The sequence below is a fragment of the Subtercola endophyticus genome (assembly GCF_021044565.1).
Taxonomy (GTDB): domain Bacteria; phylum Actinomycetota; class Actinomycetes; order Actinomycetales; family Microbacteriaceae; genus Subtercola; species Subtercola endophyticus.
In genome coordinates this window covers 682,880-704,002 of the sequence record NZ_CP087997.1, presented here as the reverse complement: position 1 = coordinate 704,002, position 21,123 = coordinate 682,880, and the positions used below count along the sequence as shown (strand labels likewise).

The window sequence follows — 21,123 nt, the reverse complement described above, 5'->3', positions numbered from 1 at the left end:
CGCTCGAGTCACTTCACTCGCTTTCGCTAGACTCAGGTCTGTACGCAGGCCGGCGCGCTGCCATCGCGCCCACCAAAGGAGATGACATGCCCATTGCAACCCCCGATCAGTACGCTGAAATGCTCGACAAAGCAAAGGCAGGGGGTTTTGCCTACCCCGCCGTCAACGTGTCGTCGTCGCAGACCCTGAACGCCGTGCTGCAGGGCCTCTCTGACGCGGGCTCCGACGGCATCATCCAGGTGACGACCGGCGGTGCCGACTACTTCGCCGGCCAGCGTGCCGTTTCGCCTACCGGCAGTGCGCGCGCCACGGGCGCCCTCGCCTTCGCCGCGTTCGCGCACGAAGTCGCGAAGAACTACCCCATCACGATCGCCCTGCACACCGATCACTGCCCGAAGAACGCACTCGACACCTTCGTCTTGCCGCTCATCGAAGCTTCTGAGGCGGCCGTGAAGGCCGGCGGCGAGCCCATCTTCCAGTCGCACATGTGGGACGGATCGGCGATTCCCCTCGACGAGAACCTCGTCATCGCCGAAGACATGCTGAAGCGCACGAAGGCCATCAACGCCATTCTCGAGGTCGAGATCGGTGTTGTCGGCGGCGAAGAAGACGGCGTGAGCCACGACATCAACGAGCACCTCTACACCTCGGTGGCGGATGCCCTGGCCACCGTCGAGGCACTCGGACTCGGTGAGAACGGCCGGTACATGGCGGCCCTCACGTTCGGCAACGTGCACGGCGTGTACAAGCCCGGCAACGTGAAGCTGCGCCCCGAACTGCTGAAGGAGATCCAAGACGGGGTGTACGCGAAGTACGCCTCCGTGCTCGGCGACAACACGAAGCCGTTCGACCTGGTGTTCCACGGCGGCTCGGGCTCGAGCGACGCCGAGATCTCGGAGGCCGTGGGCAACGGTGTCATCAAGATGAACATCGACACCGACACCCAGTACGCCTTCACCCGCTCGATCGCGGGCACGATGTTCACGAACTACGACGGTGTGCTCAAGGTCGACGGCGAGGTCGGCAGCAAGAAGATCTACGACCCGCGCGCCTGGGGCAAGATCGCCGAAACCGCTATGGCGGCGCGCGTGGTCGAGGCCACCGAGCAGCTGGGTTCCGCCGGCCACTCGGGCAAGTAGCACGGGTGTCTGCGGGCCGGTTCGACGATTTCGGCCCGCAGACACGACACATCAGCACAAAAACAAGGGCCTCGGCCCGGTGAGCCGAACATGAGCGACGAACGACCCAAACCGAAGTACGGCGAACTGGCTCCCCCCGGCTGGACCTGGCAGCCGCCCGCGCCCCCGGCGAACGACTCCGACGTACCGGCGACGTCGGGTGTGGGCCCCTACGGCGCTCCCGGCCCGGCCGCCGGGTCGCCGGGCACCTCCGGCGACAGCCCGTCAGGCCCCGCCGCTCCGTACAGCGCGCCGCCGCAGCCGTATGCACCGCCTACGGGTCACTCTGGCGCGTACCCGGGCACAGGGCAGGGCACCGGCACCGGTACCGGCCCGGGAACGACCGCGCCCAAGCCGATCAACACGGTCGACGTCGCCGTCACGGGTGTCCTGCTGTTTCTCGGCGTGCTGCTCTCGGCGAGCATGCTGCCCGCCCTGTTCGACTTCAATACCGTGCTCGCTCAGGCCGCAGCGGCTCAGGGATACACCGGTTTCGAGGCGTCGTCGTCATCGAGCACGGCCGGCATCATCGCGGCGGTCGTGACGATCGTGCTGCAGCTGCTCGCCATCGTGATCGGCGTGCGCCGACTGCAGCGCCGCAAGCTCGCCTTTCCGTTCGTGCTGGGCCTGGGCATCCTGACGTTCGCCGTGTGGATCGCGGCCATCGTGTTCGCCTTCTTCAGCGACCCCGCCTTCTTGCAGCAGGTCATGTCGACGAAGGCGCCGTAGGGCCTGAACGCCCGTAACGCCTCAGGCGCCGCGCAGCATCTTGAGGCGCCCGAGCAGCTCGGGTGCGGTGTTATCGAAGAGCGCCCCGCCTCGGCGGATGCCGACGACCGCGAACACCACCCCGAGAACAACACCGACGAGCAGCGCGAGCCAGCCCAGCAGGGCGATGCCGAACAGCATGCTGGCAGCGGCCAGCAGAATCTCGGGCAGCGTCAGCAACAGCAGAATGCCCCAGATGGCGAACGCGCTCAGCGCCGTCGTGAACCCCGCGCCGGGTGCGGACTTGAACGGGTTGTCGCCCGCAGCGGGCACCGGAATCACGATGCGCGCGGACGACACGGCGCACAGGCCGATTCCCGAGAGCATCGCTCCGATCGCCAGCCCGGCGATGGGCGGCAGCAGCCCCCACGAGCCGGTGACGGCCACGGTGATGAAGGTGGCGAGCAGCACCAGCGGCAAGGCGATAATGCCGAGCGCAACGGCACGGCCGAGCCGATCATCCCTCCCCCGCACCCCGTCGGCGACGTGCGTGGCGAACGCGGTGCCGTCGTATGAGACGTCGGTGTAGGTGCTGAGCGAGAGCAGAAACGCTATGAGGGGCCCGGTGAGGTTGAGCAGCGTGAGCGAATGGAAGTTATACGAGTAGAACAACAACAAGACGGGAATAAGCGGAACCACGATGAGCTGACGAGCGTAACGCGGATCGCGCAGCCAATAGGTCAGCGAACGCGCGGCAACGGCACCGGCTGGCGTTGCCGGAAACACGCCGAAGAGCCCGATCTTGCCGCGCGCCACACGCTTGCGCGCGCTCGACGCCGGTGTCACGAGAGCGATGGCGAGGCTGCGCCGCCAGAGTACGGCCAGCAGCGCGAGCGTCACGAGCGTGATGACGAATTTGAGGGCGGCAGCACCCGCGTCGCCGCGAGCAATGTCGGCCGGCACCGACCAGGGTGCGCCGAGCGGGCTCCAGCTCGGTGCTCCGGCCAGCGCGGGCAGCGCATCGGCTGACGTTCGCACGCCCTGAGCCACGAAGAAGATGATCGGCCCCAGCAGAATCAGCGGAATGAAGATCAGGATGCCCGAGAGCTCCCTGAAGCGGCGGCGCGACGAGAGCGACACACTGAGCGCCGCGACCAGTCGCGAACCGACGACACAGATGAGCACGCCGAGCGCCGCGCAGACCAGCGCGGCGACGGCGGCGAGCGGGTACCGGATCCACGTGCCCACCGTCGCGAGCGCGGCGATCGACGTGATGATGCCCGGGATGCCCAGCACCCCCGCCAGCGTCAGCCCGAGCAGCAGTTTCGACATCGGCAGCGGAAACTGCACCAGCTTCGCCGGTTCGAGCGTCTGCTCGATGCCCGTTGCGACCAGCGGCACCAGAATCCAGCCGAGAATGAGCGCCGAACCGGCCAGCACGACGATGGTGCTCGCCAATTCGATCGGGGCGAAGCCGAGCGCCACGAGACCGATGACAGCGAAGAACAGCACCCCGAGCCCGTACAGCCCCCCGATGATGACCGCGACGAGTTGCCAGGGGCTGCGGCGCAGGGTGTTGCCGAGAACGCGAAACCGCAGCCTCAGGAGTGCCGTAACCATTCGGGCCCTTCCGAGTGGTGCCGGCCGCCGACCAGTTCGACGAAACGGTCTTCGAGCGAGGCGGATCCGCGCACCTCGTCGACGGTTCCCTCCGCGAGCACACGCCCGGCCGAGACCACCGCGACGCGGTTGCACATGCGCTGCACGAGATCCATCACGTGGCTCGAGACGATGACCGTTCCGCCGCCCTCGACGTATTCGGTCAGCATGTCGCGGATGTTCGCGGCCGACACCGGGTCGACCGATTCGAACGGCTCGTCGAGCACCAGCAGTTTCGGCGCGTGCACGAGAGCACAGGCGAGCGCGATCTTCTTCGTCATGCCGGCCGAGTAGTCCACCACAGGCGTGCCGGCCGCGCTCTCGAGATCGAGCAGCCGCAGCAGATCGGCCACGCGCTCAGCGACGGTCTGCCGATCCATTCCGAAGAGCAGGCCGTTGTACGTGACGAGTTGCTCGCCCGTCAGGCGATCGAACAGCTTGACGCCGTCGGAGAGGTTGCCCACGAGCTGCTTCGCTTCGAGCGGGCTCTGCCACATGTCGACGCCGTGGATGAACGACTGCCCGGCATCCGGTCGCAACAGACCCGTCGCCATCGACAGCGTGGTCGTTTTGCCCGCCCCGTTCGGGCCGACCAGACCGTAGAGCGACCCGACCGGAACACTCAGACTGAGGTCGTCGACGGCGAGCTTCTCGCCGAACCGCTTGGTGAGGCCGCGCAGCTCGAGGGCGGCTACTGGGAGGTCAGATTGCACGAGCGATCTCCTTGTCGTCACTCTTCACCCTACGTGAGTGAACTCACATGCGTCGACCGCCGATGGCACGGGCATCCGTGTTACCCGACGGGTCGTGGCGCAGCTCTTTCGGCAGCGAGAAGATCAGGTCTTCTTCGGCCGTCTGCACCGTCTCAATGTCGCCGTAACCGGCGCCCGCGAGGTCGTCGAGCAGCTCTTGCACGAGCACTTCGGGTACGGATGCTCCGGATGTCACGCCGACCGTGTTGACACCGTCGAGCCACTCCTGTTTGACCTCGTGCGCATAGTCGACCCGGTAGGCGGCCTTCGCCCCGTACTCGAGCGCCACCTCGACCAGCCGCACCGAGTTGGACGAGTTCGCCGACCCCACCACGATGACCAGGTCGCTGTCTTTCGCGACCTTCTTGATGGCGACCTGGCGGTTCTGGGTGGCGTAGCAGATGTCGTCGCTCGGCGGGTCTTGCAGGTTCGGAAAGCGTGCGCGCAGGCGCCGAACGGTCTCCATGGTCTCGTCGACGCTCAGGGTGGTCTGCGAGAGCCAGACGACCTTGTCGGGGTCGCGCACCACGATGGTGTCGGCCTCGTCGGGGCTGCCGACGAGCGTGGTGTGCTCGGGCGCCTCGCCGGCCGTGCCTTCGACCTCTTCGTGGCCTTCGTGGCCGATCAGCAGAATCTCGAAGTCGTCGCGTGCGAACCGCACGGCCTCGCGGTGCACCTTCGTGACGAGCGGGCACGTGGCGTCGATGGCCTGCAGATTGCGGTCGGCCGCACCCTGTACGACAGCGGGCGAAACGCCGTGTGCGCTGAAGACGACGTGCGAGCCAAGGGGCACTTCGTCGACCTCCTCGACGAAGATGGCGCCGGCTTTCTCCAGAGTTGCGACGACGTGCTTGTTATGCACAATCTGTTTACGCACATAGACCGGTGCGCCATACCGCTCGAGGGCCTTCTCGACCGCGACGACGGCCCTGTCGACCCCCGCGCAATAGCCGCGGGGCGCCGCCAGCAGCACCCGCTTGGCGCCGATGACGGGGGTATCCTTTAGCCTGTTGCGAACGCCGGGCATTCTCGGCATGGGCAGGCTGATGGTTGTGTCGCTCACTCTTTCGATTCTACGGGCAGGAGGTACGGCCATGGCCGATCAACGCAGTGCCGATCGGGCCGGCGCGGTCGCCGAGCGTACCGTCGACGGGCCGCCGACCTTCGAGAACCCCTGGCCGGTCGCCCACTTCTCGGGCAGGATCAAGGCCTACATCGACCGCTTGGGCACCGCCTGGGTCGAGGGTGAGATCACCCAGTGGGGTGTCAGCGGCGGCAATGTGTACGGCAAACTCAAAGACACCACCGAAGACGTGACCATCGGGTTCAACATCTGGTCGTCGGTGCGCGCCAAGATTCCGGCCGACCTCAAGCAGGGCGACCGGGTTCTCACCCTCGTGAAGCCGAACTACTGGCTCAAGGGCGGCACGCTCACCATGCAGGTGTTCGAGATGCGACACGTGGGGCTCGGCGACATGCTCGAGCGGCTCGAGCGACTGCGGCGCCAGCTCGCCTCAGAAGGTCTGTTCGACGCGGCGCGCAAGAAGCCCCTACCGTTTCTGCCCGGGCGCATCGGGCTCATCACCGGCAAAGACAGCGATGCGGAGAAAGACGTGTTGCGCAACGCGCAGCTGCGCTGGCCGTCGGTGTCGTTCCGGGTGGTGCACACGGCGGTGCAGGGCGATCGGGTGCCGCGCGAAGTCGTGGCTGCTCTAGCGGCGCTCGACGACGACCCCGAGGTCGACGTCATCATCGTCGCTCGCGGCGGCGGAGACTTTCAGAACCTGATGGGGTTCAGCGACGAGTCGGTGCTTCGGGCCGCGGCGGCGTGCCGCACTCCCCTGGTGAGCGCCATCGGGCATGAGGCCGATAGGCCACTCCTCGACGAGGTGGCAGACCTGCGGGCATCCACCCCCACCGACGCGGCCAAGCGTGTCGTTCCTGACGTGTCAGAAGAGCTGAACAAAGTCGAGCAGGCCCGGGCACGGCTGAGCCTGCGGGTCACCGCGTTCGTGCGGCACGAGATCGACCGCATCGAACAGGTGCGCTCGCGACCGGTGCTCTCGAACACGACCTGGATCGTCGATACGCGCGCCGAAGATCTCACCCGGTATGTTTCGCGCGGTGTCGAGCTGATGAGCCGGGTGCTCGAGCGGGCGGGCACGACGACCAGCGAGCTCAGCGCTCGGCTGCGGGCGTTGTCGCCGCAGAGCACGCTCGACCGCGGGTATGCCATCGTGCAGCAGGGCGCGGGTTCGGGGCACATCGTGCGGAGGCCCGTGGATGCTCCGCAGGGCACCGAGCTGACCGTGACCCTGGCCAGCGGTGCCCTGAAGGCGCGCTCAGAAGGAGAGCTCAGCAGTTCGCACAATCGTTAGTTCTCACAACCGTCAGTTTCCACAATCGCTGAGCCCCGAGAACTCTGCACAGGTTACGGCCCCCATCAATCTCTCACCCAGCTTTCGATAGGATCGAAGTCATGCCCACGACTCCAACCGAGCCAGAAGTCGGCTCGCTCAGCTACGAAGAGGCCAGAGACGAACTCGTTCGTGTCGTGGCCGAACTCGAGCGTGGTGCCGCGACGCTCGAGCAGTCGCTCGGCCTGTGGGAGCGAGGCGAAGCGCTCGCCGCGCGCTGCGAAGAATGGCTGATCGGCGCGAAGACCCGGCTCGACGCGGCTCGCGCCGCGAGCGCAGCGAACGCCGGGGCCGGCCCGAACGGCCGCGATGTCTGAAGGCCTGGGTGCGAGACGGCAGAAGCCGCCCGCCGTCGTCGCCGAACTCGGGCGCCCCGAGACGCCTGAAGAGACGTCTGCCCGCAAGGCCGAGAACTCTCGCAAGTACCGAGCCAATAAGACCATCAACAACCTCTGGCTCTCGCTCATCGTCTGCGTCGCGGTGGTCATCGTGATCGTGCTGCTCGTTCCGCGCGACAACACGTCGCACCTGCAGACGGTCGACTACCGATCTGTCGCGTCGAGCGCACAGGCCGCGTTTCCGGTTCCGGTCGCGTCGCCCGACCTGCCCGCCACCTACAGCGCGAACGCTGCAGAGATTCGCACCAGTGGCTCGGGGTCGACCGCTATTCCGTATTGGTACATCGGTTTCACCACTCCGTCGGGCGCCTATCTCGGTCTCGAACAAGCAGTCAGCACGGCGAGTACCGGCAACATCGACGACTGGGTGGCCCAGCAGGTGCACAACACGGCGGCGATAGACGTGACCACGATCGACGGCATCCAATGGACGGTCTACGACAACCGGCAGACCGCCAACGACGTGGGCAACGCCAGCTACGCCCTCACCACGCAGTCGGGTGCCAGTACCTACGTGCTGCTGGGTACGGCCAGCACCGAAGAATTCGATCAGGTGGCCTCGGCGATCACCACGAACATCCAGGCGCAGCCGGCCACCGCGGAGGTGTCACAGTGAGCATTCCCGAGGAGCAGACCCCGGCCACGGTGTGGGCCGAAATGGTGCGCGGAAACGAGCGCTTCGTGCGCGGCGAACCGAGACACCCGCGCCAAGACGTCGACCGGCGGCACCAGCTCGAGCTGGGGCAGGCTCCTCGGGCGGCACTCTTCGGCTGCAGCGACTCCCGGCTTGCTGCCGAGATCATCTTCGACCAGGGCCTCGGCGACCTCTTCGTCATCCGAAACGCCGGTCAGGTCATCTCCGAGTCGGTGCTCGGCAGCCTCGAGTACGCCGTCAGTGTGCTCGGCGTGCAGCTGATCGTGGTGCTGGGGCACGACGAATGCGGTGCCGTCGCGGCAGCGATCGCTTCGCAAGACCCCGAGACTCCCCCGCTGCCACCGCACATCGCGCACCTCGTCGACAAGATCATTCCGGCCATCCGGCAGGTCGCCGACGTCACGGAGGCACGCAACCCCGGCAGCGTGAACAAGCCGGGCGATCTCGACCCCTACGAGGTGGGCAGGTATCACCTGCGAGACACCGTGGCGGAGCTGCTGCAGAACTCCGAGATCGTCACCGAGGCCATCGCCGAGGGCCGCCTCGGCATTGTGGGCGCCAACTATCGCCTGACCGAGGGCCGCGCTGTACCCGACATGGCGGTCGGGCTCGTCACTCCCTGATCTACCTGTTTCCCTGACAAAAGCCCTGTTTACTACCGACGAAAGGCCACGAAGTGGTGGAGAACATCCCCGAAACCGAGTACCGCATCGAACACGACACGATGGGCGAGGTGCGGGTACCTGCAAGCGCCCTTTACGGTGCGCAGACCCAGCGTGCTGTTGAGAACTTTCCCGTGTCGGGCGATGTGCTCGAAGCTGCTCAGATCACCGCTCTTGCGCGCATCAAGAAGGCCGCAGCGCTGGCGAACGAGAAGCTCGGCGTGCTCGACGAACCGATCGCTTCGGCCATCGCCGCCGCGGCCGACGACGTGATCTCAGGAAAGTACGCCGACCAGTTTCCGATCGACATCTACCAGACCGGCAGTGGCACGTCGACGAACATGAACATGAACGAGGTGCTGGCGTCACTCGCGTCGACCCGCCTCGGCTCGAAGGTGCACCCGAACGACCACGTCAACGCCTCGCAGTCGTCGAATGACGTTTTTCCCACCTCCGTTCACGTCGCCGTCACCGGCGCGCTGATCAACGACCTCATTCCCTCGCTGACGCACCTCGCCGAAGCGCTCGAGGTCAAGGCCGAGCTCTGGAAGACGGCCGTGAAGTCGGGTCGTACGCACCTGATGGATGCAACGCCGGTCACCCTGGGCCAGGAGTTCGGTGGCTACGCCTCGCAGGTTCGCCTCGGCATCGAGCGCGTCGAAGGAACCCTGCGGCACGTAGCCGAGGTCCCGCTCGGCGGCACCGCCGTCGGCACCGGCATCAACACCCCCGCCGGCTTTCCGCAGCTGGTCATCGAGCTGCTCGCGGCCGAGACCGAGCTGCCCATCACCGAGGCCCGCGATCACTTCGAGGCGCAAGGCGCCCGTGACTCCCTCGTCGAGGCCTCCGGCGCGCTGCGCGTTCTTGCCGTCAGCCTGACGAAGATCTGCAACGACCTGCGCTGGATGGGCTCGGGCCCGAACACGGGTCTCGGCGAGCTGCACATCCCCGACCTGCAGCCGGGGTCGTCGATCATGCCCGGCAAGGTCAACCCGGTCATCCCGGAGGCCGTGCTGCAGGTCTGCTCGCGCGTCATCGGCAACGACGCCACCATCGCCTGGTCGGGCGCCTCGGGCGCCTTCGAGCTGAACGTTGCGATTCCGGTGATGGGTACCGCATTGCTGGAGTCGATCCGGCTTCTGTCGAGCTCGTCGGTGCTGCTGGCCGACAAGACCGTCGACGGCCTGCAGGCGAACCTCGCGCGCGCTCTCGCACTCGCTGAGTCGTCGCCGTCGATCGTGACTCCGCTGAACCGTATCATCGGCTATGAAGCTGCGGCGAAGATCGCCAAGCACTCCGTGGCTAAGGGCATCACCGTGCGCGAGGCTGTGATCGACCTCGGCTTCGTCGATCGCGGCGAGGTCACCCTCGAGCAGCTCGACACCGCGCTCGACGTGCTGTCGATGACGCGGCCGCCGCAGCTGGCGAAGTAGGCACGCCCCGAACGGCACCTGTGCATAACTCGAGGGTGCCGTTCGGCGGTTGATTTAGGGTCGAGCCATGTTGTTCTGGCTCGGCCCTCTTCTTGTTCTCGCGGCGATAAGCGTTCCCCTGGCGGTGACCGATCTCACCGCGTGGCGGCTACCTAATGTGTTGCTGCTGCCGGGGTATATCGCCTTTGCCGTTTCAGCGGCGCTGAGGCCGGCGACAGGAGGCGAGCCGACACCGATGCTCGTGTGCTTCGTCGCGCTGGGCGGGGTGAGCTGTCTTTCTCTGCTCGGGGCCATCGGCATGGGCGACGTCAAACTGATCGGTCTGCTCGCCGGATGCCTCGAATTGCTGCCGAGCGCCAACGCACCGCCCCTGCTGGCGATCGCCGCGGGGTCGACCCTGTTGCTGGTCGCACCCGCGGCGATTGTCGCTTCTGCTTACGGCCGGCGCACTATCGCCCTCGGCCCTTTTCTTCTCGCCGGGTTCTGGCTGGCCGTTCTGGTGTGAGCTTCTGAGCCGGCTCGCCGGCTAGGCACCATCCTCGCCGAGCCGGCCCACAGCTAGGCCAGCTCGTTCGACTCCAGCATCTCGGTGACGAGGGCGGCGATGGCCGAGCGCTCCGAGCGCGTCAGGGTGATGTGCCCGAACAGCGGGTGACCCTTCAGCGTCTCGATGACCGACGCGACACCGTCGTGCCGGCCGACGCGCAGGTTGTCGCGCTGGGCGACATCGTGCGTCAGCACCACCCGCGAGTTCTGTCCGATGCGCGACAGAACGGTGAGCAGAACATTACGCTCGAGCGATTGTGCCTCGTCGACGATGACAAACGCATCGTGCAGCGACCGCCCGCGGATGTGCGTGAGCGGCAACACCTCGAGGATGCCCCGCTCAACCACCTCGTCGAGTACGTTCTGCGACACCAGCGAGCCGAGCGTGTCGAACACCGCCTGCGCCCACGGGTTCATCTTCTCCGAAGCGTCACCGGGCAAGAAGCCGAGCTCCTGGCCGCCGACCGCGTACAGCGGCCGGAACACCATGATCTTCTTGTGCTGCTGCTTTTCGAGCACCGCTTCAAGACCCGCGCAGAGGGCAATGGCAGACTTCCCTGTACCGGCCCTACCCCCCAGCGAGACGATGCCGACCTCGGGGTCGAGCAGCATGTCGATCGCCACGCGCTGCTCGGCCGAACGGCCGTGCAGCCCGAACACGTCGCGGTCGCCACGCACCAGCTGAAAGCTGTGCTTGCCGGTCACGCGGCCGAGGGCCGATCCTCGGTCGGAGTGGATGACCAAGCCCGTGTTGATCGGCATCTTTTCAACGAGCGGGGTTTCCAGTCGCTCCTGCTCGTAGAGCTTGGACATGTCGGCAGCACTCAGTGTGATGTCGTCGAGCCCCGTCCATCCGGAGTCGACCGCGAGTTCTGCGCGGTACTCTTCGGCTGCGAGGCCGATGGACGCCGCCTTGACGCGCAACGGCAGGTCTTTCGAGACGACCGTGACATCGAGCCCGTCGTTCGAGAGATTGAGCGCCACCGCCAGAATGCGCGAGTCGTTGTCGTTCAGTTGCAGTCCCGATGGCAGCACCGACATGTTCGAGTGATTCAGCTCGACGCGGAGGCTGCCGCCGGCTTCACCCACCGAGATCGGAAAGTCGAGCCGCTCGTGCAGCACGCGTAATTCGTCGAGGTTTCGCAGTGCTTGACGCGCGAAATATCCGATCTCCGGGTCGTTGCGTTTCGCTTCGAGTTCAGAGATGACCACGACCGGCAAGACCACGGGATGCTCGGCGAACCGGAAAATCGCCTTCGGGTCAGACAACAAAACCGAGGTATCTAACACGTAGGTACGCTCGGCTTGTTTTGCGCTGGTGGTGACGGACTTTTGAGTTTTCTGATCGGGCACAAGTACTCCAACCCCGGCCCGCTGACGCGGCGCCGGATCTCTTTCCGGCGAAGCGGCCCCTGATCTCTTTCAAGACCCGGTTGGTATCGAAACGTACTTATGTGGCCGCTTCGATCAGGTGCCATACCTGATGAGACTCACAGTAAGGCGCTCACCTGCGAGTTCGGTTACGAACACGCCGCCGAAGGTTAACACTGTGTTACGAGGTGGCTTTCTTGTAGCCGTCTTCGGCGCCCTCGCGCAGTTTCGAGGCGGCTTCTTCTGCACCCTCACGCACCTTCGAAGCCGTGTCTTTGACGGTCTTCTTGAGCTTCGGGTCGTTCAGCACTTCGCTCGCCTTGCTGGTGAGTTCGGCGATTCGACGACGGCCGTTCGCCGAGCCGGCCAGATATCCGACGCCGAAACCCGCAGCAATGAGAATTTTGACTTTCATGGCAGCTCTTTTCTTCGAAAGTTTTCGGTGAAGGGTCAGTTTACGACCCGAACCTGCGGTGACGGCGAGAATAATCGCGCAGCGCTCGCAGAAAGTCGACCTCGCGAATGTCGGGGCCGAGCGCCTCCATGAAATAGAACTCGCTGTGTGCGCTCTGCCAGAGCATGAAGTCGCTGAGCCGCTGCTCACCGGATGTTCGGATGACCAGGTCGGGGTCGGGCTGCCCTCCGGTGTAGAGGTGCGCGCTGATGAGGTCTTCGTCGAGGTTGGCGGCGAGATCTTCGAGCGAGTCGCCCGCGGCCTGGTGCGCGCGGATGATGCTCTGCACGGCATCTGCTATCTCGCTGCGACCGCCGTACCCCACGGCGAGGTTCACGTGCAGGCCGGTGTTGTTCAGGGTTTTCGCCTCTGCAGCGGCCAAGGCGTCGACGAGTCGCTGCGGCAGCCCGTCGTTGCTGCCGACGTGTTTGATGCGCCAGTTGCGGTAGGTGGCAAGCTCTTCTGCCAATTGAGCGATGATCTCGATCAACTCGGTGAGCTCATCGGTGCTGCGGCTCTTCAGGTTGTCGGTCGAGAGCAGATACAGGGTTGCGACCGAGATTCCGAGGTCGTCGCACCATTCGAGAAACTCGGCGACCTTGGCCGCGCCGGCCCGATGCCCGTGGGCCGCGGTGGCGAGAAAGTTCTGTTTGGCCCAGCGCCGGTTGCCGTCGATGATCATCGCCACATGATGCGGCATGTCCCCGGTCTCGAGTTCGCGGCGCAATCGCTTCTGGTAGAGCCCGTAAAGCAACCCCCGTGCCGGTGAGCCCTGCCTGTTTGCCACGAAGCTACGCTACCGTCAGCGCGGCCAAACTCACAGCGGGCTGCGCGGGGCGCGCTCTAGTGTTAGGGGCATGCCCGAACATCCGGATGCCCTGCCTCTGCTCGAGGCCAGCGAGAACATCCCTCCCCTCGAAGTGAAGCCCACGTGGCGAGGGTGGATTCACGCGGTGACCTTTCCGCTGGCCATCGCTGCCGGCATCGTGCTGGTGTGCGTCGCCGACGGGCCGGCCGCGAAATGGAGTTGCGCGGTCTTCGCCCTGACCTCGCTGCTGCTGTTCGGCAACTCGGCGCTCTACCACCGTTTCAATTGGAAGCCGACGACCAAGCGCGTCTTGAAGCGCATCGATCACGCGAACATCTTCTTGCTCATCGCCGGCACCTACACACCGATCGCCGTGCTCGCCCTGCCGCCCTCGAAGGGCACTCTGCTGCTCGTGCTCGTCTGGATCGCCGCCGGGCTCGGTATCGGATTCCGCGTGTTCTGGATCGACGCACCGCGCTGGCTCTACACACCGCTCTATGTGCTGATGGGGTTCGCGGCCCTGATCTTCACCGGGGACATCTTCGCTGCCAATGCGGCCACGATGACGCTGGTGCTCGCGGGTGGGATCGCCTATACCATCGGCGCGCTCTGCTACGGGCTGAAGCGACCGAACCCTCTGCCGGGCGTGTTCGGCTTTCACGAGATCTTTCACGCACTCACGCTGATCGCATTCGCCTGCCACTGGACCGGCATCATGCTGCTCGCCGTGAATCCGGCTTACAACGCGTAGCCGCACGGCACCGCCTCGCGCGAGAATATGAGAGTGGCTGCTTCTTCCGTTCGCATCGTCTCCCTGCTCTTTCCGAACGTCACCCAGCTCGACCTGACCGGGCCCGCGCAGGTGTTCTCACGGCTGCCCGGCGTCGAACAGCACTTCGTGTGGCACCGCATCGAGCCGGTGCCAACCGATGCCGGGTTCGCCATCGTTCCGACGACGACCTTCGATGATGCTCCCCCGGCCGACGTGCTCTTTGTTCCCGGGGGTCAGGGCGCTTTCGACCTGTTCGACGACGACGTGGCCCTCGACTTCATTCGCCGTCAGGCGGCGGATGCCCGTTATGTCACCAGCGTCTGCACCGGGTCGTTCGCCCTGGCTGCGGCGGGTCTGCTCGCCGGCCGCCGCGCCACCAGCCACTGGGGCTCGCTGGCGCTGCTGCACCGGTTCGGCGCGATCCCGACGGCCGAACGCGTCGTGCGCGATGGCAACATCATCACGGGAGCGGGAGTTTCGAGCGGAATCGACTTCGCGCTGACGCTGGCGGCCGAGCTGTACGGCGACGACGTCGCCAAGCGCGCTCAGCTCGCCATCGAATACGATCCGCAGCCGCCGTTCGACGCCGGTTCGCCTCGCCGCCCCGACGCCGACCCCGGCCAGGTCGCCCGTACGCTGAGCGAAATGGAGCGGCTGCGCGGGCCTGCGGTGGCGAAGGCCGTCGAGAGGCTCGAGGCAGGCTAGAGCGAGTCGTCGTCAGGCGGTAGCGAACCACCCGATCCTGAACCACCCAATGCCGAGCCGCCGCCTGACCGAGCGCCGCCGATCGAACCGCCGCGCTTGCCGCCGCCCGAGCGGCCGGCCGCAGCAGCCGCGGCAGCGACTTCGGCGTCGACCTTCTCTTTGGCCTGCTGACGCAGGTTCACCCGGCGAATACGGCGCACCATGTCGATGATCAGCGCCACTGCGCCGAGCGTCACGCCCAGGGTGATCACGAAGCCCAGGATGCCCGGGGTGACGCTGTCGGGATCAGGGGTCGGAGCGACCGAGGGTGTGGGCGTCGAGTCGTCGGCCAGCCACAGAAAAGCGGTCGTCAGGTGCGCCGCTGCGACGTGCATCACGAGGCCGGCACCTCGGTCTCGGTGACGGAATTCGCGGCGTCGTCGCCGTTCGCGGCGGCGTTGGGCACAGACTCGTCGTCGACGATGCCCTCGAAGAAGTCCGACTCCAGCGCCTCGCCGCGTTCGGGCAGGGCCACCTTGGAGTCGATGAGCTGGTAATCCTCATACGGCCACGCCTTGCGCTGCAACTCGTTCGGCCAGAAGAAGAACGAGCTGTCGGGCGAGACCTGCGACGCGTGCGCGAGCAGGGCGGCGTCACGCGACTCGAAGTACTCCCCCGCGGGAATCTGCGTCGTCGCCAAGAACGGCGCCTCGGTCATCCACCGTTTCATCTCGGTGAACGACTCGAGCAGCGGGCTCTCGGGGTCGGTTTCGAGCAGCAACGAGTAGATCGACTGCATGCGCTGGTAGCTGAAGATGCGGTCGTAGTACAGCTTCGACACCTGCCAGGCCGGCCCGAGTTCGGGTGCGTACGACTCATCGGCGGCGAGTTCGTAGGCCAGCACCGAGATGTCGTGGCAGCGAATGTGGTCGGGGTGAGGGTAGCCGCCGTTCTCGTCGTAGGTGAGCAGCACCTGCGGCTTGAACTCGCGCACGAGCGCTACGAGCGGTCGCACGCTGAGGTGCGTGGGAATCGCGCCGAACGCGTTGGCCGGCAGCGGGTCACCCTCCTCGGGCAGCCCGGAGTCGGCGTACCCCAGCCAGCGGTGCTGAAAGCCGACCGCGGCCTGCGCCGCCGCCATCTCGTACCGACGCAGCCCCGCAATGTCGCGCTCGGCCCACGAACGGGATTCGAGGTTCTCGTTCAGAATGCTGCCGCGCTCACCGCTGGTGCAACTGACCACCATGACATCGACGCCGCGGTGGCCGTAATAGGCATAGGTCGCTGCACCCTTGCTCGACTCATCGTCGGGATGGGCGTGCACGGCCATGAGACGTAAAGCCAGGTGTCTCAACTCCTCAGGTAAGCGAACTACCCTAGTGAAATGGATTGTGCGGGGAATTTCTGCACTGATCAAGACTAATCGCTAGAACCAGAGGGATTCGAACACGTGAACGAAGACGAGCTGAGCGAAGACGGCCCGTTCGCCGCCTCGAGCGCGCCCCTCGCGCCCGCCTCCGCAGCGGCCCCGGCGTCAGATGTGCGCGCGGAACGTTATGGTCGCACGCCGAACTCGCGCAAGCGCGGGCGGGCAGTGGCCATCGGCTTCGGTGCTGCGGTGGTGCTCGTGATTGGAACCTGGGTGATCTGGGCCGGCTTCGACGGCACTGCTTCCACAGTGGATGCTCAGGATCAGGCCTACACGGTGGTGGGTCCGACCCGTGTCGACCTCACGCTGAACGTGTCGGTCGCCAGCGGCAAGACGGTGTCGTGCGCGGTCGAAGCGCAGAACGAATCCCACGCCGTAGTGGGCTTCAAAGTGATCGACGTGCCTGCCTCGACGCAGCGTTCGCAGCAGATCACCACTACTGTATTGACCACAGAACCAGCGGTGACGGGTGTGCTCGACAGCTGCTGGCTCACCTGAGACCCGCATCACGACGCACCATCACGACGTAATACCACGACGTATTTCCACGACGTAAGGAACTCCATGGCAGGCGAAGCAGAAGTCAGCTGGCTGACGCAGGCGGCGTACGACCGTCTGGTGAACGAACTCGAGTACGCGACCACAACCGGGCGGCAAGAGATCACCGACAAGATCCAATCGGCGCGCGAAGAAGGCGACCTCAAGGAGAACAGCGGTTATCACGCGGCCAAAGACGAGCAGGGTAAACAAGAGGCGCGCATCCGTTTTCTCACCAACTTGCTGAAGACCGCGCAAGTGAGCGAGGCGCCCGAGAGCCACGGAGTGGTTGTTCCCGGAACCGTCATCACCGCCGACATCGCGGGCGACGAGACGGTGTTTCTGCTCGGCAGCCGCGAGATCGCGGGGCAGAGCGACCTCGACGTGTACTCGGAGAAGAGCCCGCTCGGCACCGCCATCATGGGCCTCTCGGTGGGCGAGTCGACCACGTACGAAGCGCCGAACGGGCGCGCCATCACCGTGAAAGTCACCGCGGTCGAGAACTACACCGGCTGACGCCTGCCGGCTCGTCCGGATCCCGGCGCCTGGCCTCCGCCCCCACGCGTGCGCGGTGTTTTGGCGCCTGCGCTGTAGTTCGGCGCCCGCGCGGTAGTTCGAACCACCGCGGATGCACCAAACCACCGCGGAACGCGGGCGACGGGGGGGGCGACGGGGCGGGGGCGACCGGGCGGCGGGCTGAGGCTCAGTCGACGGAGATGCGGGCGGCGTAACCGGCGTCGCGCAGCTTCGCGATGACCTCGGCACGGTGCTCGGGGCCGCGGGTTTCGACGCTCAGCTCGAGTTCGACCTCGCTCAGCTGCATGCCGCCGCCGTGTCGGGTGTGCAGCACCTCGATGACGTTCGCGTTCGCCTCGGCCACGATCTCCGCCGTGCGAGCGAGCTGCCCCGGGCGGTCGGGCAGCATGATCTTGAGCTTGAGATAGCGGTCAGAGGCCGCCAATCCGTGGCTGATCACCCGCTGCATCAACAACGGGTCTATGTTTCCGCCCGAGAGAATCACGACCGTCTTTCCGGTATTCGTGATCTGCCCGGCGAGAATCGCCGCAACCCCGACGGCGCCCGCGGGCTCCACCACGAGCTTCGCGCGCTCGAGCAGCACGAGAATCGCCCGGGCGATATCTGCTTCGGTGACGGTCACGATCTGATCGACCAGTTCACGAATGATCTCGAAGTTCAACAGACCGGGCTTGGCCACGGCGATGCCGTCGGCGATGGTGGCCGTGGTGCGAATCTCGGTGGCGGCCCCGGCCTCGAGCGAGGGCGGGTAGGCGGCAGCATTGGCGGCCTGAACCCCGATGATGCGGATGCTGCGCCCTTCAGCCGCGGCACGCTGCTTGGCCGCGCTGGCAACACCCGAGATAAGGCCTCCCCCGCCGATCGGCACGATGATCGTGTCGATGTTGTCGGCCTGGTCGAAGATCTCGAGACCGAGCGTGCCCTGCCCGACGATGACGTCGGGGTGGTCGAACGGCGGAATGAGTACCGCACCGGTCGACGCGGCGTATTCGGCGGCGGCCCGCAGCGGTTCTTCGACCGTGTGGCCGCGGAGCAGAACATCCGCCCCGTAATCGCGCGTGGCCTGGAGCTTCGGCAAGGCGACGCCGAGCGGCATGAAGATGGTGGCCTTGATGCCGAGCTCGCGCGCGGCGAAGGCGACACCCTGAGCGTGGTTTCCGGCCGAGGCGGCGACGACGCCGCGCGCCTTCTCTTCGTCGCTCAGCCGTGACATGCGGTAGTACGCGCCGCGGATCTTGTACGACCCGGTGCGCTGCAGGTTCTCGAGCTTCATGAGCACCTCAGAGCCGAGCACTTCGGCGAGAAAGCGTGAGCTCTCGAGGGGTGTCTCTTGCGCTGCCCGGGCCACGATCATCCGCGCAGACTCGATCTCGGCCAACGGCGGGATGGCGGAGACGGTCTGTGCGGGAGAATCAGGCATGGGTTTGTGGCTCTTTCACGTCGGGTCTGCCTCGCCAGGCGCCACTCGCAACGTAGGTGATCATGACGTTCAGCACGGCGACGATCGGCACGGCGAAAAACGCACCCGGGATACCAGCGATAATACTGCCCCCAGCTACGGCCAGAACCACGGCGAGCGGATGCACGCGCACGGCCGTACCCATAACGAGTGGTTGAAGCACGTGCCCCTCGATCTGCTGCACCAGCAGCACGACCCCGAGCATGATGAGCGCGACGACGGGACCGTTGTAGATCAGCGCCACAAAAACGGCTAACGCGCCCGTCAATACAGCACCCACCACCGGGATGAACGAGCCCAAAAACACCAGCACGGCGATCGGGATGGCCAGCGGAACCTGCAGGATGAACGCGCCCAGCCCGATGCCGACGGCGTCGACGAACGCGACCAGAATCTGCACCTTGATGAAGCTCTGCAGGGTGTTCCAGCCGGAGAGGCCGGCACCGTCGACGGCAGCGCGGGCGCGCTTCGGAAAGACCCGCACCAGCCAGCCCCAGATGCCTTTGCCGTCGATCAAGATGAACAGCGTCGAGAACAGCACCAGCAGTACACCGGTGAGCACATGACCGACCGTCGTTCCGAGGCTGAGAGCGCCCTTGAAGAGGGCTGAGCTGTCGTTCTGAATGGCCTCCCACGCCTGGCCGATGTAGCTGTTGATCTGGTCGTCGGTGAGGTGCAGCGGGCCGGTCTTCAGAAACTCGATGAACGCGTTGTACGACGCGGTGCTCTGCGTCTTGAGGTCGTCGTAGCCCGAAGAGATCTGCGTGGTGACGAGAAGCGCGAGCGCTCCGATGATGACGAACACCGTGAGAAGCGGTACGACGATGGCCGTCCATTTCGGCCAGTGGTGCCGCAGCAAGAAGTTCTTATAGGGCACGAGCAGCGCTGAGAGCACGACCGCCACGAGCAGCGGAATGACGACGAGACTGAATTGCGAAACGACCCAGAGCAGGGCCGCGAGGGCCGCGAGAATCACCACGATGCGCCAGGCCCAGGCACCCGCAACCTGCATCGCGGGGGGCACGAGAGCACCGCCGTCGCCTGCTGCCGAACCGGATGCGCCGACGGAATCGTCGGCGACTCGGGCGAGCGCTTCGGCCTGCGCCAAGTCTTGCGCGGCCTGCGCCTTCAGAACGGCCGCCCGTCGACGGGCGAAGAAGCTGGAACGGTCTTTCGGCGCTGCAGGATCTGACATGCTCTCAGTCTATGTAGCCCGGTAGGGCCGTTCCTGGGGTTTGCGGCGGGCCCGAAGGTTTGCTCCAGGCGTTGCGTGTCGGCGGTGTTCGCTACGCTTCGAGGGTGGTTTCAGCAATCAGCCCGGCCCTTGCCCGTCGCATCGCGCTCGGCGCCCAGGGCTTCGGCGCGGGCATCCGCTCGTCGACTTCGCCGGGGCTGCGGCAGTTGACGTCTCTCGTCGATCGGCTCGCCCTGCTGCAGATCGACTCGGTCAACGTGTTCGAACGCAGTCACTACATGCCGGCGTTTTCGCGGCTCGGGCCGTACGCGAAGACCGATCTCGACCGGCTGACCTACGGCAAGCGCATGATCGAATACTGGGCGCACGAGGCGTCGTTCATCCCGGTCGACACGTTGCCGCTGCTGCGCTGGCGAATGGACGATTTTCGGGCCCGCAGCCTGGCGAGCAACGATTCGTGGGCGCTGGCGAACCCCGAAATGATCCGGTGGCTGCTGGCGGAGCTTGCCGACAAGGGTCCGCTCGCCGCGAGCCAGGTCGAGCACGAGGCGAACAAGGGCAAAGGCTCGTGGTGGGGTTGGTCAGACGTGAAGATCGGGCTCGAGACGCTCTTTCGCTGGGGAGACGTGGTGGCAGCCGGTCGCACGCGGTTCGAGCGGGTCTACGCGCTGCCTGAGCACGTGCTTCCTGCCGCGGTGCGCGACCGACACGTGCCCCGCGACGAGGCCATGCGCTCGCTCGTGTCGCTCTCGGCCCGCGCGCACGGTATCGGCACGGCCGCCGATTTCGCCGACTACTTTCGGTTGAAGGGCGTGGATGCTCTGCCGGCCATCCGCGCGCTCGAAGACTCGGGCGAGCTTCTGCCGGTCTCGGTCGACGGCTGGACCAAGCCCGCGTGGCTGCACCGCGACGCCCGCCTGCCACGCCGCATCTCGGCCACGGCGTTGCTCTCGCCCTTCGACCCCATGGTGTGGCAACGGGATCGGGCCGAGCGCCTCTTCGACTTTCACTACCGCATCGAGATCTACACCCCGCAGTCCAAGCGCGTGTTCGGGTACTACGTGCTTCCCGTGCTGCTCGACGACCGCATCGTCGGCCGCGTCGACCTCAAGAACGACCGCCAGGCGGGCGTGCTGCGCGTTCAGGCCGCCTGGGCGGAGCCCGACCTGCTGGCTTCCGGCTCTCTCGGTGGGGCCGGCAGCGGCGGTGGCAGCGGCAGCGGCGACGGTCGCAGCCGCAGCAGCCGTCGCGGCCGACCCGACACGATCGAAGCCGCCGCCCGTCTCGCCGTCGTCTTGCGCCAAACCGCCGCCTGGCAGAACCTCACCGACGTCGAGGTCGTACCCCGCGGCACCTTCGCCGCGCCCCTCGCGGCGGCCCTCGCCTCCTCCTAGCGCTGCACCGGCGGCGGCCCTCGCCTCCCCGTTACGCGCCACCAGCGACGGCCCCCACCTTCCCATAGTGCGCCA

At 66.1% G+C, this 21,123-nt stretch carries 23 protein-coding genes; 13 read left to right on the top strand and 10 right to left on the bottom strand.

The annotated features are described in order from the left end of the window. The first annotated feature begins 86 nt into the window (after positions 1-86). Both fbaA and LQ955_RS03530 read left to right on the top strand, forming a co-directional pair. Entirely contained in the window at positions 87-1,139 is a 1,053-nt protein-coding gene (gene fbaA, locus LQ955_RS03535) for a class II fructose-bisphosphate aldolase (RefSeq protein WP_231026853.1), read from the top strand. A 90-nt stretch (positions 1,140-1,229) separates the two neighbouring features. Beyond that, a complete protein-coding gene (locus tag LQ955_RS03530; protein WP_231026852.1) occupies positions 1,230-1,907 on the top strand; it encodes a DUF6264 family protein in 678 nt (225 codons plus the stop codon). A gap of 21 nt (positions 1,908-1,928) precedes the next feature. On the opposite strand, the gene LQ955_RS03525 is transcribed toward LQ955_RS03530, so the two are convergent. From LQ955_RS03525 to LQ955_RS03515, 3 genes are read right to left on the bottom strand one after another with little or no spacing between them, the layout of a single operon-like run. Beyond that, positions 1,929-3,506, bottom strand: a complete 1,578-nt coding sequence (locus tag LQ955_RS03525) for a transporter (protein ID WP_231026851.1) — start codon at positions 3,504-3,506, stop codon at positions 1,929-1,931. Next, positions 3,488-4,258, bottom strand: a complete 771-nt coding sequence (locus LQ955_RS03520) for an ABC transporter ATP-binding protein (protein ID WP_231026850.1) — start codon at positions 4,256-4,258, stop codon at positions 3,488-3,490. The genes LQ955_RS03525 and LQ955_RS03520 overlap by 19 nt, the downstream gene beginning before the upstream one ends. Before the next feature lie 43 nt (positions 4,259-4,301). Then, positions 4,302-5,333, bottom strand: a complete 1,032-nt coding sequence (locus LQ955_RS03515; protein WP_231028250.1) for a 4-hydroxy-3-methylbut-2-enyl diphosphate reductase — start codon at positions 5,331-5,333, stop codon at positions 4,302-4,304. Positions 5,334-5,391: 58 nt separating this feature from the next. Between LQ955_RS03515 and xseA the strand changes: the two genes are divergently transcribed. The 6 genes from xseA (at position 5,392) to LQ955_RS03485 (ending at position 10,367) form a co-directional block, all read left to right on the top strand. Then, on the top strand, positions 5,392-6,675 hold the full coding sequence (gene xseA / locus LQ955_RS03510) for an exodeoxyribonuclease VII large subunit (RefSeq protein ID WP_231026849.1): 1,284 nt from the start codon (positions 5,392-5,394) through the stop codon (positions 6,673-6,675). 101 nt (positions 6,676-6,776) lie between these two features. Further along, positions 6,777-7,031 carry an exodeoxyribonuclease VII small subunit gene (locus LQ955_RS03505; protein ID WP_231026848.1) on the top strand — a complete coding sequence of 85 codons (255 nt, stop codon included), beginning with the start codon at positions 6,777-6,779 and terminating at the stop codon, positions 7,029-7,031. Further along, positions 7,024-7,728 (top strand): DUF4245 family protein, encoded by a 705-nt coding sequence (locus LQ955_RS03500; protein ID WP_231026847.1) that lies wholly within the window; start codon positions 7,024-7,026, stop codon positions 7,726-7,728. The genes LQ955_RS03505 and LQ955_RS03500 overlap by 8 nt, the downstream gene beginning before the upstream one ends. 41 nt (positions 7,729-7,769) lie before the next feature. After that, positions 7,770-8,390: a carbonic anhydrase gene (locus LQ955_RS03495; RefSeq protein WP_231028249.1), complete on the top strand. Its 621-nt coding sequence runs from the start codon at positions 7,770-7,772 to the stop codon at positions 8,388-8,390. Between the two features lie 65 nt (positions 8,391-8,455). Beyond that, complete coding sequence (locus LQ955_RS03490) at positions 8,456-9,862, top strand: class II fumarate hydratase (protein ID WP_255713797.1); 1,407 nt, start codon at positions 8,456-8,458, stop codon at positions 9,860-9,862. A 67-nt stretch (positions 9,863-9,929) separates the two neighbouring features. Beyond that, positions 9,930-10,367 carry a prepilin peptidase gene (locus LQ955_RS03485; protein WP_231026846.1) on the top strand — a complete coding sequence of 146 codons (438 nt, stop codon included), beginning with the start codon at positions 9,930-9,932 and terminating at the stop codon, positions 10,365-10,367. 53 nt (positions 10,368-10,420) lie between these two features. Here the strand turns inward: LQ955_RS03485 and LQ955_RS03480 are convergent, their stop codons facing one another. The 3 genes from LQ955_RS03480 to LQ955_RS03470 form a co-directional block, all read right to left on the bottom strand. After that, positions 10,421-11,761 carry a PhoH family protein gene (locus tag LQ955_RS03480; RefSeq protein ID WP_231026845.1) on the bottom strand — a complete coding sequence of 447 codons (1,341 nt, stop codon included), beginning with the start codon at positions 11,759-11,761 and terminating at the stop codon, positions 10,421-10,423. 199 nt (positions 11,762-11,960) lie between these two features. Further along, entirely contained in the window at positions 11,961-12,194 is a 234-nt protein-coding gene (locus LQ955_RS03475) for a hypothetical protein (protein WP_231026844.1), read from the bottom strand. A gap of 40 nt (positions 12,195-12,234) precedes the next feature. Beyond that, entirely contained in the window at positions 12,235-13,020 is a 786-nt protein-coding gene (locus LQ955_RS03470) for an isoprenyl transferase (protein ID WP_231026843.1), read from the bottom strand. 70 nt (positions 13,021-13,090) lie between these two features. On the opposite strand from LQ955_RS03470, the gene trhA reads away from it, so the two are divergent. Further along, positions 13,091-13,792 carry a PAQR family membrane homeostasis protein TrhA gene (gene trhA / locus LQ955_RS03465; RefSeq protein ID WP_231026842.1) on the top strand — a complete coding sequence of 234 codons (702 nt, stop codon included), beginning with the start codon at positions 13,091-13,093 and terminating at the stop codon, positions 13,790-13,792. A 33-nt stretch (positions 13,793-13,825) separates the two neighbouring features. Then, positions 13,826-14,518, top strand: a complete 693-nt coding sequence (locus LQ955_RS03460) for a DJ-1/PfpI family protein (protein WP_231026841.1) — start codon at positions 13,826-13,828, stop codon at positions 14,516-14,518. Here LQ955_RS03460 and LQ955_RS03455 read toward each other — a convergent pair. Together LQ955_RS03455 and mca are read right to left on the bottom strand one after the other, a co-directional pair. After that, positions 14,515-14,895 carry a hypothetical protein gene (locus LQ955_RS03455; RefSeq protein WP_231026840.1) on the bottom strand — a complete coding sequence of 127 codons (381 nt, stop codon included), beginning with the start codon at positions 14,893-14,895 and terminating at the stop codon, positions 14,515-14,517. The genes LQ955_RS03460 and LQ955_RS03455 overlap by 4 nt on opposite strands. After that, positions 14,892-15,827, bottom strand: a complete 936-nt coding sequence (gene mca, locus LQ955_RS03450; RefSeq protein ID WP_231026839.1) for a mycothiol conjugate amidase Mca — start codon at positions 15,825-15,827, stop codon at positions 14,892-14,894. The genes LQ955_RS03455 and mca overlap by 4 nt, the downstream gene beginning before the upstream one ends. 120 nt (positions 15,828-15,947) lie before the next feature. On the opposite strand from mca, the gene LQ955_RS03445 reads away from it, so the two are divergent. Together LQ955_RS03445 and greA are read left to right on the top strand one after the other, a co-directional pair. Next, positions 15,948-16,424, top strand: coding sequence for a DUF4307 domain-containing protein (locus tag LQ955_RS03445; protein WP_231026838.1), 477 nt, complete (start codon positions 15,948-15,950; stop codon positions 16,422-16,424). Between the two features lie 66 nt (positions 16,425-16,490). Then, positions 16,491-16,979: a transcription elongation factor GreA gene (gene greA / locus LQ955_RS03440; RefSeq protein WP_231026837.1), complete on the top strand. Its 489-nt coding sequence runs from the start codon at positions 16,491-16,493 to the stop codon at positions 16,977-16,979. Between the two features lie 187 nt (positions 16,980-17,166). Here the strand turns inward: greA and ilvA are convergent, their stop codons facing one another. Together ilvA and LQ955_RS03430 are read right to left on the bottom strand one after the other, a co-directional pair. After that, positions 17,167-18,420, bottom strand: a complete 1,254-nt coding sequence (gene ilvA / locus LQ955_RS03435; RefSeq protein WP_231026836.1) for a threonine ammonia-lyase — start codon at positions 18,418-18,420, stop codon at positions 17,167-17,169. Next, positions 18,413-19,654: an AI-2E family transporter gene (locus tag LQ955_RS03430; protein ID WP_231026835.1), complete on the bottom strand. Its 1,242-nt coding sequence runs from the start codon at positions 19,652-19,654 to the stop codon at positions 18,413-18,415. Before LQ955_RS03430 ends, ilvA begins: the two co-directional genes overlap by 8 nt. Before the next feature lie 104 nt (positions 19,655-19,758). Here LQ955_RS03430 and LQ955_RS03425 point away from each other — a divergent pair, with 104 nt between their 5' ends. Beyond that, positions 19,759-21,048, top strand: a complete 1,290-nt coding sequence (locus LQ955_RS03425) for a winged helix-turn-helix domain-containing protein (protein ID WP_231026834.1) — start codon at positions 19,759-19,761, stop codon at positions 21,046-21,048. The last annotated feature ends 75 nt before the right edge of the window (positions 21,049-21,123 follow it).

Excerpts from the sequence above, each read along its gene's own strand:
- fbaA (WP_231026853.1), top strand. The coding sequence starts at position 87 with ATGCCCATTGCAACCCCCGATCAGTACGCTGAAATGCTCGACAAAGCA.
- LQ955_RS03530 (WP_231026852.1), top strand. The coding sequence starts at position 1,230 with ATGAGCGACGAACGACCCAAACCGAAGTACGGCGAACTGGCTCCCCCC.
- LQ955_RS03525 (WP_231026851.1), bottom strand. The coding sequence starts at position 3,506 with ATGGTTACGGCACTCCTGAGGCTGCGGTTTCGCGTTCTCGGCAACACC.
- LQ955_RS03515 (WP_231028250.1), bottom strand. The coding sequence starts at position 5,333 with ATGCCGAGAATGCCCGGCGTTCGCAACAGGCTAAAGGATACCCCCGTC.
- xseA (WP_231026849.1), top strand. The coding sequence starts at position 5,392 with ATGGCCGATCAACGCAGTGCCGATCGGGCCGGCGCGGTCGCCGAGCGT.
- LQ955_RS03505 (WP_231026848.1), top strand. The coding sequence starts at position 6,777 with ATGCCCACGACTCCAACCGAGCCAGAAGTCGGCTCGCTCAGCTACGAA.
- LQ955_RS03500 (WP_231026847.1), top strand. The coding sequence starts at position 7,024 with ATGTCTGAAGGCCTGGGTGCGAGACGGCAGAAGCCGCCCGCCGTCGTC.
- LQ955_RS03495 (WP_231028249.1), top strand. The coding sequence starts at position 7,770 with ATGGTGCGCGGAAACGAGCGCTTCGTGCGCGGCGAACCGAGACACCCG.
- LQ955_RS03485 (WP_231026846.1), top strand. The coding sequence starts at position 9,930 with ATGTTGTTCTGGCTCGGCCCTCTTCTTGTTCTCGCGGCGATAAGCGTT.
- LQ955_RS03475 (WP_231026844.1), bottom strand. The coding sequence starts at position 12,194 with ATGAAAGTCAAAATTCTCATTGCTGCGGGTTTCGGCGTCGGATATCTG.
- trhA (WP_231026842.1), top strand. The coding sequence starts at position 13,091 with ATGCCCGAACATCCGGATGCCCTGCCTCTGCTCGAGGCCAGCGAGAAC.
- mca (WP_231026839.1), bottom strand. The coding sequence starts at position 15,827 with ATGGCCGTGCACGCCCATCCCGACGATGAGTCGAGCAAGGGTGCAGCG.
- greA (WP_231026837.1), top strand. The coding sequence starts at position 16,491 with ATGGCAGGCGAAGCAGAAGTCAGCTGGCTGACGCAGGCGGCGTACGAC.
- ilvA (WP_231026836.1), bottom strand. The coding sequence starts at position 18,420 with ATGCCTGATTCTCCCGCACAGACCGTCTCCGCCATCCCGCCGTTGGCC.
- LQ955_RS03430 (WP_231026835.1), bottom strand. The coding sequence starts at position 19,654 with ATGTCAGATCCTGCAGCGCCGAAAGACCGTTCCAGCTTCTTCGCCCGT.